Here is a 16,156-nt window from a genome sequence, read left to right as displayed (position 1 = left end):
TTTGGATCATGAAGCGCGTCCAGATTCCGTTGAGGCATTTTTTCGCCACGCCACCGACTCCGTGCCCGTATCTTGATGGCAAGATGGAACGGAAGGTGGTGACGCTTCTGTCCGGTGACGAACCCGATCATCTGCACAGTGTGCTGTCGACCGCCGGTTTCCGCCGCAGTCAGGATCTGGCCTACCGCCCGGCGTGCGACAACTGCAACGCCTGCGTTCCGGTCCGCATCCCGGTGGAACGCTTCCAACCGAGCCGGACGCAACGCAAAACCTGGCGCCGCAACGAGGATCTGACCTCGCGGATCGTGCCCGCGATCGCGACCCGCGAGCATTACATCCTGTTCCGTCAGTATCTGTCTTCACGTCATGCCGACGGGGGCATGGCCGACATGCGCTTCGGGGACTACCGGGCCATGATCGAGGACACGCCCGTCGAGAGTTTCCTGGTCGAATTCCGGGACGCGGAGGGTGAACTTCAGGCCGTCTGCCTGACCGACCGCATGCAGGACGGATTCTCGCTGGTCTACAGTTTCTTTCTGCCCGCCGCCGCCGCCCGCAGCCTGGGTGTCTATGTCGTCCAGTGGCATGTCGAACATGCCCGCAGGGAGGACCTGGAGAACGTCTATCTGGGCTACTGGATCGGGGAAAGCCGCAAGATGGCCTACAAGGCGAGCTTCCGTCCGCTGGAGGAACTGACACCCGAAGGCTGGCTGGATCTGGATCCGGACCAGTCGACCTCGGACATTGGCACTACCTGATCAGCAGGATCGGCGCATCCACCGTCCGGATCATCGTGGTGGTGGTGCTGCCGACGATCAGACGCCTGAGCGGCGAATGGCCGTACGCTCCCATCACCAGCATGCCCGCCGGCAGGTCTGCCACATAGTCGCGGATCGCCCGGTCCGCCTGCCCGTCCAGCATCTTCGTCACGATCTCTCCACGCCGTCCCGTCAGCCGGGCTGCGGCCTGTTCCAGCTTGCTGCGCTGACTGGCGTGATCCGGCCCGGCACTGACCAGATGGACAGCCATGCCGTCGAACAGATCGGATGACGCCACGATCTCGATGGCCTTCAGCGAAAGCGCGCTGCCGTCATAGGCGATGACCGCCGTATCCGGCGGACGGAAGGCAAGCGGCGCGACGATCACCGGCTTCGCGCTGGACCGCACGACCCGTTCGACCTTGGAGCCGAGATGATCGGCGGCGAATTCGCCCGACGCGCCGCGCTTGCCGATCACCACGACGACCGAATCCTGTTCCCGCTCGATGATGGTCTCGACGATGCCGCCGTGACGATGCAGGGGCATCACCTCGGCAATCCCGGCATCACGCAGGCGCTTCACGCTGGCATCCAGCAGCAACCGTCCGCGTTCGATAGCCAGCCTGGCCTCCGCCTCGTCGATGCGGGTGAGTTCTTCCAGCAGGTCCGACTTGACGCCGAGACCGATGGCGCCGCTGAGATCCTTGCGCGCGGCGACGGCGTCCTTGCGCTGGACGACGTGCAGGACCTCGACACTTGCCGAGAGCCTGTCCGCCGCCCAGGCCGCGAGATCGCTGACGCTGGTGGCATAGGCCGATGCGTCGATGCACGCCAGAATGCGCTTGGCATGCCCCGCTTCGTGCTGCTGATTCACGCTTCCGTCCCCGGCTTGTCATGGGTGGCGAAACGATCGACCATCGCGGTACTGGCCTGGTTCATGCCGGTGACCTCGACGGTCGCGCCCTCGCGCCGAAACTTCAGGATAGCCTTGTCGAGCACACCGATGGCGGAAATATCCCAGAAATGCGCATCCGACACGTCGATCACGACCCGGTCGATGACTTCCCGGAAGTCGAAAGCCTCGGTGAAACGCTCGGTCGAGGCGAAGAAGACCTGACCGGTGAATCGGTAGGTGCGCGTCCGCCCGTCGTCGGACAATTCGGAAATGACGGTGAAAAGGCCCTTCACCTTGCTGGCGAAGAACAGGCCGCTGAGCACGACACCGGCCAGCACGCCCTGCGCCAGATCATGGGTCCAGACCACCACGATCACGGTCACGACCATCACCACGGACGACTGCCACGGATGGGTCCGCAGGTCCTTCACCGACCGCCAGCTGAAGGTGCCGATGGAAACCATGATCATCACCGCCACCAGTGACGGCATCGGGATCTGGCTGACCAGCGGTCCCAGCACCACGATCAGGAACAGCAGGAAACAGCCGGCGACCATGGTGGACAGGCGCGTGCTGCCGCCGGACTTCACGTTGATCACGGACTGCCCGATCATCGCACAGCCACCCATGCCGCCGAAGAATCCGGTCACGAAGTTGGCGACGCCCTGCCCGCCGCATTCGCGCTGTTTGTTGCTGTTGGTGTCGGTCAGGTCATCGACGATCTGGGCGGTCATCATGGATTCCAGCAGGCCGACGGCGGCCATGGTCAGGGAATACGGCAGGATGATCTGCAGTGTCTCCAGCGTCAGCGGCACATTGGGCAGCGCGAAGAACGGCAGGGCGTCCGGCAACTGGCCCATGTCGCCTACCGTGTTGACCTCAAGCTCGCCGAAGATCGAGATCAGCGACAACACCACGATGGCGATGAGGGGGGACGGAATGACTTTCGTGATCAGCGGAAACAGGTAGATGATCGCCAGTCCGCCCGCGACCATCGCATAGGTGACCCAGGTGACATCGATCAGTTGCGGCAGTTGCGCGATGAAGATCAGGATCGCGAGCGCATTGACGAACCCGGTGATCACCGAACGGGACACATACTGCATCAGCAGATCGAGACGCAGCACGCCGGCGATGACCTGAAACACGCCCATCAGAATGGTTGCCGCGAACAGATATTCGACACCGTGGTCGCGGATCAAAGGCACCACCAGAACGGCGATGGCCGCCGTTGCGGCCGAGATCATACCCGGCCGTCCGCCGACCAGGGCCGTGATCACGGCAATCGAGAAGGAGGCGTAGAGACCGACTTTCGGATCGACCCCCGCAATGATCGAGAACCCGATCGCTTCCGGGATCAGGGCAAGCGCGACGACGATACCCGCAAGGATATCGCCGCGCGGATTGGAGAGCCATTCGCGCTGCAGCGCAGAAAAATTCAGCAAGTCATTTCCGTTCCGAGGAACAGCAACACCCGCCCCTTTGGCAAGGAGCGCGAGATACTGATCGTTGTCCGAGGGATAAGTCGCCCGGTCGAGCCACCCGTGCCGCCAGAATGCGCCGGGTCGAGTTGATGCGGGTATCCCTACCCGACTTGGGTTTTATGCTGCAAGTGCTAACAGAGCATCAAGGTCCGACCGTGCACCGACCAACATCGCTGCGGACCGGATCAGGCGGGGAGATACGGCGTGATATTGCCGAGCGCACGTTCGACGAACGCGTCCTTCTCACCGACCGGCGCGAAATAATGCAATGCACGCGTCGCCGTATCGATGCCGTCGAGCATCGCCACCACCCACGCCGTCAGATAGGCGGAAGACAGACACCCCCCTGCCGTTGCGACCCTGCCGCTGGCGTAGAGCGGCTGGTTCAGCACTTCGATCCCCGCGTCCTGCACCCAGGGCTTGGTGAACGAATCCGTACACGCCGGAACACCGCCGAGCAATCCGAGCCGGGCCAGCATGAGCGTGCCCGAACATTGCGCCGCAATGACCTGCTTTGCCGGGTCCAGCGCGATCCGGTCCATGATGGATCGATCCTCGACGATGTCGCGCGTCTGGCTGCCGCTTCCGACGATGACGGCGTCCGCATGCGCCGCGTCCTCCAGCATGGACTGCGAACGGACGGCCAGCCCACCCATGGACGTGATTTCGGCTTCGGGGGCGCAAACCTTGATCTCCCAGCCGTCCATGCCGAGCCAGTGCAGCATCCGGAAGGCGACCAGCGAGTCGATCTCGTTGAAGCCCTGGAACGTCAGGATCGATATCTTCATGATGCGCGCCTCTTGTCCGCTCTGGTCACAACGTCAGAGAGGCCCATGAAGAACATGCTCTTGTTCGAATTATGACCGCCAGGCAACCTGAACTTCCACCCGGCACATTGGTGTCCGTCAGGTCCGCTTGTTACGCGTTTCCTTACGCGACAACGGGTTTATGCTGCAAGCGCTAACAGCATTCTAAAAGGCGATGTTTTCAATCAGGTCGCTCGACGGATGCGACATAATTCTAACGATTGCGAGTGAAAACCTGTGCAGAGGTGCGAATTTGCCTATCACAATCTAACTCCACTCTAATAAGCAAGCTTTTCAGAATAAGATCATCTTTCGAAATCCAGTCGCCAAAAACTAACGCTCTTTCGTCAATATCTTTTTGCGGTTTAATTCTTACTGTCCAGTTCTTAATTCCATAGTTAGTAGGCAGAACATTTGATAATTTGCAGTATGAACCTGCAGCTATGTCAGCAATCGCTGCCAGATCTTCAGACCAAGCAGGGGCGTTTTTCATCTCGGTAGTGCCAAGAAAAATCCCCGATTCATCTATTTCACCCGTTATTCCATAATGCATATATGTCGCTAGTTTACAAAACCCTTCTCTCTTTTCAAATGTATCGAATGCCTCATCTTCATCGCTGATCCAAAACGCCCGTTGTTCTTTTTTCCTAAGAGCGCTCAGAAATAGTGAAATAAAGTTGGCAAGACGAATCATTTTCTCCACCGTTCCCAACTTCGCAGCGTTTGGGAAGCACTCGGGAAGAATTTCCTTTATTGCAGAAGGCCCTCCATCGACAAAGGTTCCCACCTGCTTATGGATCAATACCGTGATGAGATTAGCGTTTAACTTACCGGCTATATCTAGAAAATGTGGAAATGCACTCCATCGAACTGGCTCCCTAATTTTTTTAAATGACAAATTTCGTCCGTCAGGTAAGAATTTTTCCCGAAATTCAATTAGACTAGGCATCCAACTGCATAAGTTATTGCTGGTAGTAATAAAAAATGAAAACGCTTCATATTCACTTTCTTTGTGTTGTCCAGAATAATCACTAGCAATAATTAAATTAGACTGATCAACGGTATTCAGAAAATATGGAAACTTACTCTGCAATCTTATTACTGACTGGTTTATGGAATGCAAATACCCAAATTCAATAGGTGGATCAGCGTTCCATACTTGATCTGATTTCAGCAAGAATCACTCCCACTCGATCGTGCCCGGCGGTTTGGAGGTCACGTCATAGACCACCCGGTTCACGCCGCGCACTTCGTTGATGATGCGGGTGGCTGTCTTCGACAGGAAGTCGTGCGGAAACGGGTAGTAGTCCGCGGTCATGCCGTCCGTGGAATTGACCGCGCGCAGCGCCAGCACGCTGTCATAGGTCCGCTCGTCGCCCATCACACCCACGGTCCGCACCGGCAGCAGCACCGAGAAGGCCTGCCAGATGTCGTCGTAGAAGCCGGCCTTGCGGATCTCGTCGAGATAGATCGCGTCGGCGATCCTGAGCGTATCGGCGCGTTCCTTGGTGACTTCGCCGGGGATGCGGATGGCCAGACCCGGCCCCGGAAACGGATGGCGGCCGATGAAGGCATCCGGCATGCCCAGTTCGTGACCCAGACGACGGACCTCGTCCTTGAACAGTTCGCGCAGGGGTTCGACCAGCTTCATGTTCATCCGCTCGGGCAGGCCGCCGACATTGTGGTGGGACTTGATGGTGACGCTGGGCCCCCCGGAGAAGGAGACGGATTCGATCACATCCGGATAGAGCGTGCCCTGCGCCAGGAAGTCGGCCCCGCCGATCTTGCGGGCCTCCTCCTCGAACACGTCGATGAACAGGCCGCCGATGGCTTTCCGTTTGGCTTCCGGATCGGTGACGCCTGCCAGCGCGTTCATGAAGGTGTCGCCGGCATCCACATGGACCAGCGGGATGTTGTAGTGGTCGCGGAACAGGGTCACGACCTCTTCGGCCTCGTTCAGACGCATCAGGCCGGTATCGACGAAGACGCAGGTCAACTGATCGCCGATGGCTTCGTGGACCAGAACGGCGGTGACGGCGGAATCGACACCGCCTGACAGGCCGCAGATCACCTTGCCGTCACCGACCTGCTCCTGAATGCGTTCGATCTCACGTTCGCGGAAGGCGGTCATGGTCCAGTCGCCGACGCAACCGCAGACCCGGTGACAGAAATTGCCCAGCAGCGCCGCGCCGTCCGGCGTATGCATCACCTCAGGATGGAACTGTACGCCGTAACGCTTTGATTCTTCGTCAGCAATCGCGGCATAGGGGGCATTGGCCGACTTGCCGACGATGCGAAAACCTTCCGGCAGCCGGGTCACGGAATCGCCGTGGCTCATCCAGACGCGATAGGCATTGCCGACCGACCAGACCCCGTCGAACAGGGCGCAGCCATCGACGACCTCCAGATCGGCCCGCCCGAACTCCTTGGCTTCGGACGGCGCAACCTCTCCGCCGAGCTGCGCCGCCATGGTCTGCTGGCCATAGCAGATCGCCAGCACGGGAAGTCCCGATTCGAACAGTTCCGCCGGGGCCCGCGGCGTGGCCTCGAACGTCACGCTGGCCGGGCCGCCGGACAGGATGATCCCGCTCGGCTGCATGCGATCGAGCGCCTCGACCGACTTGTCGAAAGGAACGATTTCGGAATAGACGCCGGATTCACGGATGCGGCGCGCGATCAACTGGGTCACCTGAGACCCGAAGTCGACGATAAGGATGCTGTCTGTCATGGAAGGCCCGCTAGATGAACAAACCTTCGTCTAGCGGGCCGGTCATGTCTTGTCCAGCGGGGCTGGAACAGATGGCTCAGCTGGTGCCCTTGGCCTTCGATACCGCCTTCTTCAGCGACGTGTATTCGGCGCACCCGAAGGTGCAGATGGAATCGAGCTGCTGCAGATGCTCCTCGGCCTTTTCGACATTGCCGATCTCGAGATAGGCCTGCCCGATATATTCGTGGGCACCCTTGTGTTCGGGATTGATATCCAGCGCCACACGATAGGCCTTCAGCGCACCCAGGTGATCTCCGGACTTGCGCTTGGCATAGCCAAGATAGTTGAAAGCGTCGGCATTCTGCGGATCGGCATCGATCGCGGCCGACATGTGCGTGATCGCCTTGTCCCAGTCCTGGGCCTCGACCGCCGCCACACCCATCTTGTAGTCGCTCGGCTTGGCCGCAGCCGCCGGCTTGGACGACGAGGACGAGGACGAACTCGAATCGTCCGACGAACTCGACCCCATGGCGAAAGCGCCGACCGGCGAAAGCGCGATGGCGGCGACGGCCATCACCGAAGCCATGCCGCGAATTGATCTCATCATTTTCGTACTCCTGGTATCTCTTACCATTGCCAGACCGAGCCTTCGGCGATGCTAGCGCAACGCGCGGGTCAATACAGCCGCAAAAAAGCTGTCAACACCGTGATCATGTGGTGACAGACTGAACCACGGATGAATGCCCGGCTCGGCGAACGCCGCGGGAATACTGACATCGCGCGCCAGTTCCTCTCGCGACACCGGATGAAACTGCGGCGTCCGTTCAAGGAACTCTGTGACTGCCGTCTCATTCTCGGCCCTGAGGAACGAGCAGGTCACATACAGCAGCCGCCCGCCCGGCCTGACCAGTTCACAAGCCCTGTCCAGCACAGCCGACTGAATGCCGCAGAGTTCCGTGAGCCGCTCCTGCGTGAATTTCCATCGCTGGTCGGGCTGCCGCCGCCAGGTGCCTGTGCCACTGCAGGGCGCATCGATCAGAACGCGGTCCATGCGCCCGATCCACTCTGCGGGCCAGGGCGCGTCAGCGGCAACATGGTGCGTTTCAACGCAGGTCGCGCCCGCCCGCGCGGCACGTGCTTCAAGGCGGCTGAGCCGCTTCGGATCGACGTCCGACGCGATCAGCCTTCCATCGTTCTGCATTCCCGCCGCGATCAGCAGCGTCTTGCCGCCCGCGCCGGCGCAGATGTCCGCGACCGTCTCTCCGGCCCGGGCACCCAGCAGATGTCCGACGAACTGGCTGCCCGCGTCCTGGATCTCGATGACGCCCGACCGGTAGAGCGGGTGGTCTTCCAGACGGACCGGTTTCTGCAGGCGGATCGCATCCGGAGCGAGCCAGAAGGGTTCGGCCTCGATCCCGTCGGCGCACAGATGATCAAGTACGCTGTCGCGATCCTGCTTCAGCCTGTTCACCCGAAGGTCGGTTGCGGCCCGCCCGGCCAGCGCGGCCCCTGCCCTCGCTTGCCAGTCCGGTCCGAAGCTGTCCGCCAGCTGCGGCTCCAGCCAGGCGGGGAAATTCAGTCGCGCGGAGGGTGGAGCCGTGTCGAGATCAAGCCCGGCGCTCTGGGTCAGCTTCTCTTGCTCTTCCGAGGATGGTTGTTCGGGATCGTGCGGTCCGCCGAAGCTGGTCGCGACATCGTTCATCCGGGCGAACAGCAAAACCCTCAGCCGGTTGAAGGCTTCCAGACCCGCCGACGCCAGCCGCCAGTCGAGTTCACCCCGCCGCCGCAGAACGCCGAAGACAAGTTCACCGACGGCACGGCGATCCTTCGAACCGGCATAGCGTCGCGACTTGAAGTAGTCCCTGACGATCAGGTCCGCAGGCCGGCCTTCGCCGTCAATCGCATCGAGCACCTCGATCGCGGCCGCCAGCCGTGCCCCCGGTCTCATGTCAGATCAGCCGGAATAGTTCGGCGCTTCGCGGCTGATCTCGACATCATGAACGTGGCTTTCCCGAAGACCGGCATTTGTAATCCGCAGGAACTCGCATTCGGTTCGCATGGAATCAATGTCCGCGCACCCGGTATAGCCCATCGCCGCGCGCAAGCCGCCAACAAGCTGATGCAGGACCGGTTCGGCGGCTCCCTTATAGCCGATGCGGCCCTCGATGCCTTCGGGCACGAGCTTCAGTTCGGACGACACGTCTTCCTGGAAATAGCGGTCGGCGGAGCCGCGTGCCATGGCACCGACAGACCCCATGCCACGATAGGATTTGTAGGAGCGTCCCTGATAGAGAAAAACCTCGCCGGGCGCTTCGTCCGTGCCCGCCAACAGCGACCCGACCATGGCGCAGGAGGCACCGGCGGCAATCGCCTTCGCCAGATCGCCCGAATATTTGATGCCGCCGTCGGCAATCGCCGGCGTGTTTGATTTTTGACAGCGCTCCACGACGTCCATGATCGCCGTAAGCTGCGGAACGCCGACACCGGCGACGATCCGTGTCGTGCAGATGGAACCCGGTCCGATACCCACCTTGACCGCATCCGCGCCGGCGTCGATCAGCGCCTGCGCCGCGTCGCCGGTCGCGATGTTACCGGCGATGACCTGCGTGAAGTTGGACTGCTTCTTGATGCGGCTGACCGCTTCCAGCACGCGCGCCGAATGTCCGTGCGCGGTATCCACGACGACCAGATCCACGCCCGCATCCAGAAGGGCTTCGGTCCGGCGGAAGCCGTCGTCGCCAACCCCGGTCGCGGCGGCCACGCGCAGACGCCCCTGTTCGTCCTTGGACGCGTAGGGATGCGTTTCGGCCTTCTCGATGTCCTTGACCGTGATCAGGCCAACGCAACGGTAATCATTGTCCACGACCAGCAGTTTCTCGATGCGGCGCTTGTGAAGCAGCCGCCTGACCTCACCCTGATCGATGTTGCCTTCCTCGATCGTGGCGAGATTTTCCCGCGTCATCAGTTCGGACACCGGCTGACGCATGTCGTTGGCGAACCGCACATCGCGGTTGGTGATGATACCGACCAGCTTGCGGCTGCGCCGCTCGACAACGGGGATGCCGGAAATGTGGCGCGTCGACATCAGGGCGAGCGCATTGGCCAGGGGTTCGTCCGGATAGATCGTCACCGGATTGACGACCATCCCGCTTTCGAAGCGCTTGACCTTGCGCACTTCCTCGGCCTGTTCCTCGGCGGTCAGGTTCTTGTGGATCACGCCGATCCCGCCGACCTGGGCCATGGCGATCGCCATGTTGGATTCGGTGACCGTATCCATGGCGGCCGAAATCAACGGGATGCCGAGCATGATTTCCCTGGTGACGCGCGTTCTGGTGGTCACTTCGGCGGGCATCACGGACGACGCCCTGGGTGCCAGCAGCACATCATCGAACGTGAGTGCTTCGCGAATCTTGATCACGGCAGTTTCCTTATGGCCTCAGAGGTGAGCGATATAGAGCATGCGGGACAGATTCCCAACCCCGCCAAACCGTCACATCACGATTGGCTCTCCTGCGCGGCCTCGGCTGCGAAGTCGGCACCGCCGGATCCGTCTTCGTCGAACATGTAGGGATAGATTTCGCGGAAGCAGTCGCTGATCTCCTGAAACGGCATATCGTTCCGACTGCCCCTGTCGGTCACATATTCCATGTGCTTCGCCCCGTCCGCGGTGAACGGATGGAACACCGAATCCGTCTCACCATCGAACTCCAGCGGCAGAACACCGAATTTCTCGCAGAGTTCCAGATTGAAGGCGGGGGTCGCCTTGACCCATTTGCCGTCGATGAACAGTTCGGTGAAGCCGTGATAGCAGAACAGGTCCGTGCCCATCTTCTCGCGCATCCGCTCGGTCGACAGATGATTGCGGACGTCGGCAAAACCCAGCCGCGCCGGAATGCCCGACGCCCGCGCCACCGCTGCCAGGAACCCGGCCTTGGTGATGCAGAAACCGTAGCCACGCTCCATGCACGCGCTCGCCCGGAAATGATCTTCGGTCATGTCGACGCTGTAGGGATCGTAGCGGAAGTCATCGCGCACCGCGTAGTAGAGATTGATGGCGCGCTGCTTTGGATCCGGTTCGCCCTTTCCCGCCTTTTCGGCATAGGCGATGACGTCGGGATGGTCGCTGTCGATGAGATCCGTCGGTTTCAGGCATATGTCGGTCATATCGTCCTCCAGACCTGCGAAATTGCCCAGCGGCAGCGTGAGGTAACGGCGGCCATTCGACTGGACGGGCGGCAGCGCCCCTGCCCTGATGTTGACCTGCACGGCGGGCAGGATCAGGCGCGGCAATGACAGATCCGAATCCCGCCGGTTCCGCATTTCCACAAATGCGTCCTCGGTCACGCCGTCCCTCACGTGGACATTGCTGCGGCGCTGTTCGGCGACAGTGGTTTCGAACGCCAGTTCACGCCCGCCGGGCTGATAATCGTGGCAGGTGAACAGCCGGGTTTCGGGCGGCAGATCGAGGATGCGGCGCACCGACCTGTAGAGCGTTCGCGCGTCGCCGCCGGGAAAATCGCACCGCGCCGAGCCGAAATCGGGCATGAACAGGCAATCGCCCACGAAGGCGGCATCGCCGATCACGTAGGTCACGCAGCCGGGTGTATGTCCCGGTGTCGCCATGACTGTCGCATTCAGCTCACCGATGGAAAAAACATCACCGTCTCGGAACAGCATATCGAACTGCGCGCCATCCACATCAACATCCCGCGCGTCATAGAGGTCCCTGAACAGCGGCAGGTTCTTCCGGACCCCCTCGCCAATACAGACCGGCACGTCAAAACGGTCGCGCAGCCGCCGCGAAGCGGTGGCGTGATCGGCGTGAAGATGCGTTTCCAGGACGCGGGTAACCTTCAGGCCCCGCTTTGCCACCGCTTCCAGGACCGGCTTGATCGCATCATCGTCAAATGAGGCATGGACGAGGTCGAGCGACAGAACCGGATCGATGATCACGGCCGAGCCCGTTGCAGGGTCGGCAACCAGGTAGGTCAGCGTGTTGGTCTCCTGATCATAGAATCCCGAAACATCAGGCCGCTGCATCGTCTGCTCCATCCTCTTCTTTCCCGCCCCGGAAGCCTGTTGCGACGAGATAGCTCTCGGCCGAATCCTTTCGGCTCGCGTCCGGCTTGGCGAAACGCACCTTCTGGAAATCGCGCTTGATCATCTTCAGAAAGTCGTCCTGCGCACCGCCCTGCAGCAGCTTGACCGCGAAGGCTCCCCCCGGACGCAGGACCTGTCTGGCGAAATCATAGGCCAGTTCCGCCATCGCCATGATCCTGAGGTGATCGGTCTGGCGATGGCCCGTCGCTGGCTGAGCCATGTCGGACAGCACCGTGTCGGCACGCCCGCCGATGGCCTCGATCACCTTTGTATCGGCACCCTCCTCGGTGAAGTCGAGCTGCATGGTCTCGACGCCGGCCAGCCCCTCCATCTCCAGGATGTCGACGGCCAGCACGAATCCGGCCTCGCCGACGCGTTGCCGCGCGACCTGAGACCAGCCGCCCGGTGCCGCCCCCAGATCGACGACCCGGTCCCGCTTGCGCAGCAGGCTGTAGCGATCATCCAGCTGTATCAGCTTGAAGGCGGCGCGGGAACGCAGGCCCAGCGCCTTCGCTTCGGCGACATACGGATCGTTGAGCTGACGTTCCAGCCAGCGCTTCGACGAGAGTTTCCGGCCTCTGGCGGTCTTGACCTTCTGGGTGAGGTGGCGTCCGCCGCCGCCGGGACCTGTGGCACGGGCCATCCGTTCAGTCCCCCGCCGCGGAAAACAGTGCATCGTCATTCATCAGCTGCAGCAGGATACCTTCCCGCAGCCCACGGTCGGCGACGGTGATCTGTTCCACAGGCCACAGGTTCAGGATCGCCTGCAGGATCGCGCATCCCCCGACGACCAGATCGGCGCGGCCCGGGCCGACACAGGGATGCGCCGCGCGCTCGACTAGGTTCAGGCACCGCAGGTGCTCCGAAATCTCGGTCATGCGATTGGCAGGCATGGTCAGGCCGTCCACCGCACGCCGGTCGTAGCGGACAAGATCCAGATACACACCGGCCAGCGTGGTCACCGTGCCGGACGTGCCCAGCAGCCGGTACCCCTTCGACAGCGCCGCCTCGTGCGCGGTCCGGAACGGTGCCATGATCTCCATCGCGGCGGCGACCATCTGCTGGTAGCTGGCCTCGTCCACATCGACACCGCCGAAGCGTTCGGCGAAGTTCACCACACCCACCGGGAACGACCGGTAGGTCGAAAGCGCGTGCTCTCCCGAAGCTGTCATTTCCGCCAGGGCGATTTCCGTGCTGCCGCCACCGATATCGAAAACCAGCGTTGTCTCGGATGATTCCGAAATCAGGGAGCGGCATCCGGCCAGTGCAAGTGCCGCCTCCTCGGCGGCGTCGATCACTTCCATGCGCAGGCCGGTCTCGGCGCGGATCCGCTCGACGAAGGGGGGGGCGTTGGCTGCGGACCGGCAGGCGGCGGTGGCCACGCAGCGAACATCCCAGCAGTGATGGCGGGCGATCTTGTCGGCGCACATCTTCAAGGCATCGATCGTCCGGTCCATGGCCTCCTGGGCCAGCAGACCGCTGTCGGCAACGCCTTCGCCCAGCCGTACGATGCGTGAATAGGCGTCAATCACCCGGAAACTGTCGCCGTCAGGGCGGGCGATCAACAGGCGGCAATTGTTCGTGCCAAGGTCGATCGCAGCATAGCTTCGGCGTCTGAAACGATCGTCTGCCACGCTGCTCCCTTCCTTTTCGATAGCCCGATGCGGTCCACCAGAAGATAGCAAGGCGCGAGCCGTTTTGTTAACCCGCGATGCGCATGGTTGACCCTTGTTGACAGATCGAACGGCGAACCCTAGAAAGCGGGCCGCCGTTGGGGGATCGTCTAATGGTAGGACAGCGGACTCTGACTCCGTCAATCTAGGTTCGAATCCTAGTCCCCCAGCCAGCCCTCCGGCAGACGCATCATATCGGCAGACGCCCCGCGCTCTGGGCCTCGACCACGGCGAGCGCGGTCATGTTCACGACCCCGCGGGCGGTCACGGACGGCGTCAGGATATGTGCGGGCCTGGCGGCACCGACCAGGATCGGCCCGACCGGCAACGCGTCCGCCATATATTTGATCAACTGATAGGAAATGTTCGCCGCGTCCAGATTCGGCATGATCAGGATGTTTGCAGCACCCGTCAGTTCGGACAGCGGATAGGAACGCGCGCGGTAATTCTCGTCCAGCGCCGCATCCCCGTGCATTTCACCTTCGACTTCCAGATCCGGATCCATCTGCTTGACCAGTTGCGCCGCGATTCTCATCTTCTCGGCGCTTTCGGTCGGACGGCTGCCGAAATTCGAATGCGACAGCAACGCGACCTTGGGCTCGATGCCGAATCGCCGGACCTGTGCGGCGGCCATGATCGCCATCTCTGCCAGTTCCTCTGACGCCGGGCTGTAGGACACGTACGTATCGGCCAGGAAATACACGCCCTTGGAAAGCAGGATCATGCTGATCGTCGAGAAATCGCGTACACCGTCAGCCAGTCCGACAACCCCGCGGATGTGGTCCAGATGCCGGTCGAAACGGCCTTCCAGACCGCAGATCATGGCATCGGCCTCATCCTGCGCGACAGCGAGCGCCGCGATGACCGTGGGCCGCGTGCGGACCAGCGTGCGGGCACGATCCGCCGTCACGCCGCGCCGCCATGTGCGCTGCAGATAGGCATCCACATACTGGCGGTAGCGCGGATCGTTCTCCGGGTTGATCAGTTCAAAATCGTCGCCCGGTCGAATGTTCAGTCCGAACCTTTCCAGACGCTGTTGGACGACGTCCGGACGTCCGACCAGAATGGGTTTGGCGATACCTTCCTCCAGCGCGACCTGGGCGGCCCTCAGCACGCGCTCGTCCTCGCCCTCGGCGTAGATCACCCGGCGCGGTGCCGCCTTCGCCTGGGCGAAGATCGGCTTCATGACCAGTCCCGAACGGAAGACGAAGCGATCGAGACGCTCCTCGTAGGCCTCGAAATCATCGATCGGCAGGGTGGCGACACCGCTGTCCATGGCCGCCCTGGCAACGGCCGGCGCGACATGCAGGATCAGGCGCGGATCGAAGGGACTCGGGATCAGGGAGTTCTTTCCGAACAGCGTGGTCTCGCCGCCATAGGCCTTGGCCGCGACTTCCGAGGGTGCAGCCTGCGCCAGCGTCGCGATGGCCTCGACCGCCGCGAGCTTCATCGCTTCGTTGATCGCGGTCGCGCCGACGTCCAACGCGCCCCGGAACATGTAGGGGAAGCAGAGGACGTTGTTCACCTGGTTTGGAAAATCCGACCTGCCGGTACAAATCATGGCGTCGGGCCGGGTCTGCAACGCCAAGTCCGGCATGATTTCCGGGGTTGGATTGGCCAGCGCCAGCACCAGCGGCGCGGGTGCCATCTTCGCGAGCATCTCCGGCTTCAGAACGCCGCCGGCCGACAGTCCGAGAAACACATCGGCCCCATCAATCACGTCATCCAGTTTTCGGGCGTCGGTCGCCTGCGCAAAGGCCGCCTTCCAGCGGTCCATCAGAACCTCGCGCCCCTGATAGACCACGCCCTCGATATCCGTGACCCAGATGTTTTCCCGCCGTGCGCCCAAAGCAATCAGGATATTCAGGCAGGCCAACGCCGCCGCGCCGGCACCCGATGCGACGATCTTGATTTCCGAGATATCCTTGCCACCCAGTTGCATGGCATTGCGCACGGCGGCGCCGACGATGATGGCCGTGCCATGCTGATCGTCGTGGAACACCGGAATCTTCATTTTTGCTTTCAGACGTTCCTCGATCTGAAAGCACTCGGGGGCCTTGATGTCTTCCAGGTTGATGCCGCCGAAGGTCGGCTCCAGCATCGCGATGGCATCGCACAGTCGATCCACGTCGCCGCAATCCATCTCGATGTCGAAAACATCGATTCCGGCGAACTTCTTGAACAGGACGGCCTTGCCTTCCATCACGGGCTTCGAGGCCAGAGGGCCGATTGATCCCAGGCCCAGCACCGCCGAACCGTTGGAGATCACCGCCACCAGGTTGGCCCGCGATGTATAAAGCGCGGCCTTCGAGGGATCCTCGGCAATCGCCTCGCACACCGACGCAACGCCCGGGCTGTAGGCCAGTGCCAGATCGCGCTGATTGCCCAGCGGCTTGATCGGATTGACCTCGATTTTACCCGGTCTCGGCTGGCTGTGATAGACCAGCGAACCGGATCTGAGTTCATCCGAAATGTTCTGAGCCATTGCGCGAACCCCCAATTTTTCTCATTTTCGACGCGTGCACGGCCCACAGCCTGACCGGTGCCGTAACAAACGCAATCGAATAATGAGACGATGTCGATATCGCGCGGCACTCGCCCGGCCGGACCCGGTTTCTCCTCCCGTTCGTCACCGGTCTGCCGATGCGGAATACGGCAATGACTTTTTTGCGGCCCCACTTGTCTTTTCGCACGAAAAAAGGCATATTCTTAGTGCGGGTCTCTGCCGTGAGC

The 16,156-nt window shown here is 61.6% G+C and carries 13 protein-coding genes and 1 tRNA gene; 2 read left to right on the top strand and 12 right to left on the bottom strand.

What is annotated here, in order from left to right:
* The first annotated feature begins 8 nt into the window (after window positions 1-8).
* On the top strand, window positions 9-758 hold the full coding sequence (locus ACN0X7_RS13055) for an arginyltransferase (RefSeq protein WP_417517912.1): 750 nt from the start codon (window positions 9-11) through the stop codon (window positions 756-758).
* Here the strand turns inward: ACN0X7_RS13055 and ACN0X7_RS13050 are convergent.
* The 11 genes from ACN0X7_RS13050 to ACN0X7_RS13000 all read right to left on the bottom strand — a co-directional run bounded on the left by ACN0X7_RS13050 (window position 751) and on the right by ACN0X7_RS13000 (window position 13,384).
* On the bottom strand, window positions 751-1,632 hold the full coding sequence (locus ACN0X7_RS13050) for a universal stress protein (protein WP_417517910.1): 882 nt from the start codon (window positions 1,630-1,632) through the stop codon (window positions 751-753). The genes ACN0X7_RS13055 and ACN0X7_RS13050 overlap by 8 nt on opposite strands.
* Window positions 1,629-3,098, bottom strand: a complete 1,470-nt coding sequence (locus ACN0X7_RS13045; RefSeq protein ID WP_417517908.1) for a SulP family inorganic anion transporter — start codon at window positions 3,096-3,098, stop codon at window positions 1,629-1,631. The genes ACN0X7_RS13050 and ACN0X7_RS13045 overlap by 4 nt, the downstream gene beginning before the upstream one ends.
* A 224-nt stretch (window positions 3,099-3,322) precedes the next feature.
* Window positions 3,323-3,925 carry a DJ-1/PfpI family protein gene (locus ACN0X7_RS13040; RefSeq protein WP_417517906.1) on the bottom strand — a complete coding sequence of 201 codons (603 nt, stop codon included), beginning with the start codon at window positions 3,923-3,925 and terminating at the stop codon, window positions 3,323-3,325.
* Between the two features lie 232 nt (window positions 3,926-4,157).
* On the bottom strand, window positions 4,158-5,120 hold the full coding sequence (locus ACN0X7_RS13035; protein WP_417517904.1) for a hypothetical protein: 963 nt from the start codon (window positions 5,118-5,120) through the stop codon (window positions 4,158-4,160).
* Between the two features lie 3 nt (window positions 5,121-5,123).
* Window positions 5,124-6,671: a glutamine-hydrolyzing GMP synthase gene (guaA, locus tag ACN0X7_RS13030; protein WP_417517902.1), complete on the bottom strand. Its 1,548-nt coding sequence runs from the start codon at window positions 6,669-6,671 to the stop codon at window positions 5,124-5,126.
* A gap of 76 nt (window positions 6,672-6,747) precedes the next feature.
* The gene (locus ACN0X7_RS13025; RefSeq protein ID WP_417517900.1) at window positions 6,748-7,257 is read right to left on the bottom strand and encodes a tetratricopeptide repeat protein; all 510 of its coding nucleotides are present in this window, start codon (window positions 7,255-7,257) and stop codon (window positions 6,748-6,750) included.
* 51 nt (window positions 7,258-7,308) lie between these two features.
* Window positions 7,309-8,598 carry an RsmB/NOP family class I SAM-dependent RNA methyltransferase gene (locus ACN0X7_RS13020; RefSeq protein ID WP_417517898.1) on the bottom strand — a complete coding sequence of 430 codons (1,290 nt, stop codon included), beginning with the start codon at window positions 8,596-8,598 and terminating at the stop codon, window positions 7,309-7,311.
* Window positions 8,599-8,604: 6 nt separating this feature from the next.
* Window positions 8,605-10,065 carry an IMP dehydrogenase gene (gene guaB, locus ACN0X7_RS13015; protein ID WP_417518045.1) on the bottom strand — a complete coding sequence of 487 codons (1,461 nt, stop codon included), beginning with the start codon at window positions 10,063-10,065 and terminating at the stop codon, window positions 8,605-8,607.
* 80 nt (window positions 10,066-10,145) lie between these two features.
* Window positions 10,146-11,690 carry an MBL fold metallo-hydrolase gene (locus ACN0X7_RS13010; protein ID WP_417517896.1) on the bottom strand — a complete coding sequence of 515 codons (1,545 nt, stop codon included), beginning with the start codon at window positions 11,688-11,690 and terminating at the stop codon, window positions 10,146-10,148.
* Window positions 11,677-12,393, bottom strand: coding sequence for an RlmE family RNA methyltransferase (locus tag ACN0X7_RS13005; protein WP_417517894.1), 717 nt, complete (start codon window positions 12,391-12,393; stop codon window positions 11,677-11,679). The genes ACN0X7_RS13010 and ACN0X7_RS13005 overlap by 14 nt, the downstream gene beginning before the upstream one ends.
* Before the next feature lie 4 nt (window positions 12,394-12,397).
* Complete coding sequence (locus ACN0X7_RS13000; protein ID WP_417517892.1) at window positions 12,398-13,384, bottom strand: Ppx/GppA phosphatase family protein; 987 nt, start codon at window positions 13,382-13,384, stop codon at window positions 12,398-12,400.
* A gap of 138 nt (window positions 13,385-13,522) precedes the next feature.
* Between ACN0X7_RS13000 and ACN0X7_RS12995 the strand changes: the two genes are divergently transcribed.
* A tRNA-Gln gene (locus ACN0X7_RS12995) sits at window positions 13,523-13,596 on the top strand.
* Window positions 13,597-13,613: 17 nt separating this feature from the next.
* Here ACN0X7_RS12995 and ACN0X7_RS12990 read toward each other — a convergent pair.
* Window positions 13,614-15,908 (bottom strand): NADP-dependent malic enzyme, encoded by a 2,295-nt coding sequence (locus ACN0X7_RS12990; protein ID WP_417517890.1) that lies wholly within the window; start codon window positions 15,906-15,908, stop codon window positions 13,614-13,616.
* Between the last annotated feature and the right edge of the window lie 248 nt (window positions 15,909-16,156).

Source organism: Minwuia sp. (genome assembly GCF_048263705.1).
Lineage (GTDB): Bacteria > Pseudomonadota > Alphaproteobacteria > Minwuiales > Minwuiaceae > Minwuia.
Note: the sequence above shows the minus strand (reverse complement) of the source record. Positions and strands in the feature narration are given on the sequence as shown.